This is a genomic window from Actinomadura formosensis NBRC 14204 (assembly GCF_001552155.1).
Taxonomy (GTDB): Bacteria; Actinomycetota; Actinomycetes; order Streptosporangiales; family Streptosporangiaceae; genus Spirillospora; species Spirillospora formosensis.
Genome location: NZ_BCQQ01000267.1, coordinates 1 through 1,872 on the forward strand (window position 1 = coordinate 1; position 1,872 = coordinate 1,872).

A 1,872-nucleotide genomic window follows, 5' to 3' on the forward strand; every position below is an offset into this window, starting at 1 on the left:
GGATCGTCCTGCTGGACCTTGACCCGGTGTCCGATGGTGAGGTCGGTTCCGTGCTGGGTGCGGTGCTGGCGACCGGTGAGCCGCAGGTCGCAGTGCGCGGCACGGTCCTCTCGGTGCCCCGGCTCGCGCGTGTCACCGATCGCGCCACCGACGCTCCCGCGGCGTTCGGCCCGGACGGGACGGTGCTGGTCTCGGGCGGGGGGACGCTGGGCGGCCTCGTGGCCCGCCACCTGGTCGCCCGGCACGGGGTGCGGCGTCTGGTGCTGGCCAGCCGCCGGGGCCCGGCCGCCGACGGCGTCGATGACCTGGTCACCGAGCTGACCGAGCAGGGCGCCGAGGTGTCCGTGGCCGCCTGCGACCTCTCCGACCGCGAGCAGACGGCGGCCCTGCTGGCATCCATCCCCGGTGAGCACGCCCTGACCGGTGTGGTCCACACGGCGGGCGTGTTCAACGCAGGCGTGGTCGGGACGCTGACCCACGACGGGCTGGCCGCCGTGTTCGCGCCGAAGGTCGACGCGGTCCGGCACCTGGACGAGCTGACCCGCGACATGGACCTCAACGCGTTCGTCGTCTACTCGTCCGCGTCGTCGGTGTTCATGGGCGCGGGCAGCGGCGGCTACGCGGCCGCGAACGCGTACCTGGACGGGCTGATGGCCCACCGGCGCGCGGCGGGCCTGCCGGGACTGTCGATCGCCTGGGGCCCGTGGCGGCAGGCCACCGGCATGGGGGACACCATCGACGACCTCACCAGGACCCGGATGTCCCGCCGTGAAGGACGTGGCGGAGTCGGCGCGCTCGGGTCCGCCGAGGGCATGGCGCTGTTCGACGCCGCCGTGGGATCCGGGCACGCGCTGCTGGTGCCGGTCGAGCTGGACCTGCGCGAGGTGCGTGCCGATGCGGCGCCCGGCGGCGGGGTGCCACCCCTGCTGCGCGGGCTGGTCCGCGCGGGCCGGCAGTCGGCGCGAGCGGCCGCCGGTGACGCCGGCGGGCTGGTCCGCCGGCTGACCGGACTGCCCGCGGCCGAACAGGAGGCGCTGCTGCTTGAGCTGGTGCGCACGCAGGTCGCGGTCGTGCTCGGCCATGCCGGCCCCGGCGGTGTCCGGGCGGACACGGCGTTCAAGGAGGCGGGGTTCGACTCGCTCACCTCCGTGGAGCTGCGCAACCGGCTGCGTGAGGCCACCGGCCTGAAGCTGCCCGCCACGCTGGTGTTCGACCACCCCAACCCGCAGGCTCTCGCCCGCCACCTGCGCGACGAACTCGCCGCCGACGAGGGATCGCCCGCCGACCCGGTGCTGACCGGGCTCGCCGGGCTGGAGACGGCCATCGCGACGGCCGCGTCCGATGAGGCCGCCCGCGACCGGATCACCGTGCGCCTGAGGGAACTGCTGGCCGCCGCCGAGGCGGCCGGCCGGGATCCGGACGCCACGGACACCACCGACGACGACCTCGACACCGCCACCGACGAGGAGCTGTTCGCGCTCGTCGACCGGTTCGGATGACACCGCACCACCACCACCGCAATCCCCCACGGACATCTCATGGGAGCTGAGTTCAGTGGCTGACGAGGTACAACTTCGCGACTACCTCAAGAGGGCCATCGCCGATGCCCGCGATGCCCGCAACCGGCTGCGCGAGGTCGAGGAGCGGGCGCGGGAGCCGATCGCCGTAGTCGCCATGGCATGCCGCTACCCGGGCGGCGTGTCCTCGCCCGACGACCTGTGGCGGCTGGTGGCCGAAGAGGGCGACGCCGTTGCGGGCTTCCCCGACGACCGGGGCTGGGACCTGGACGGCCTGTTCGATCCGGATCCGGACCGTTCGGGCACCTCGTACACCGACCAGGGCGGTTTCCTGCGTGGTGCGGGCCAGTTCGAT

2 protein-coding genes are annotated in these 1,872 nt (G+C 74.1%); both read left to right on the plus strand.

Annotated elements, in window-relative coordinates; all coding sequences use genetic code 11:
• On the plus strand, positions 1-1,499 hold a 1,499-nt coding region (locus AF1_RS32400; protein WP_157419425.1), incomplete at its 5' end, for a type I polyketide synthase.
• Positions 1,500-1,554: 55 nt separating this feature from the next.
• Positions 1,555-1,872, plus strand: a 318-nt coding sequence (locus AF1_RS32405) for a beta-ketoacyl synthase N-terminal-like domain-containing protein (protein WP_157419427.1), incomplete at its 3' end; no start/stop codon positions are given.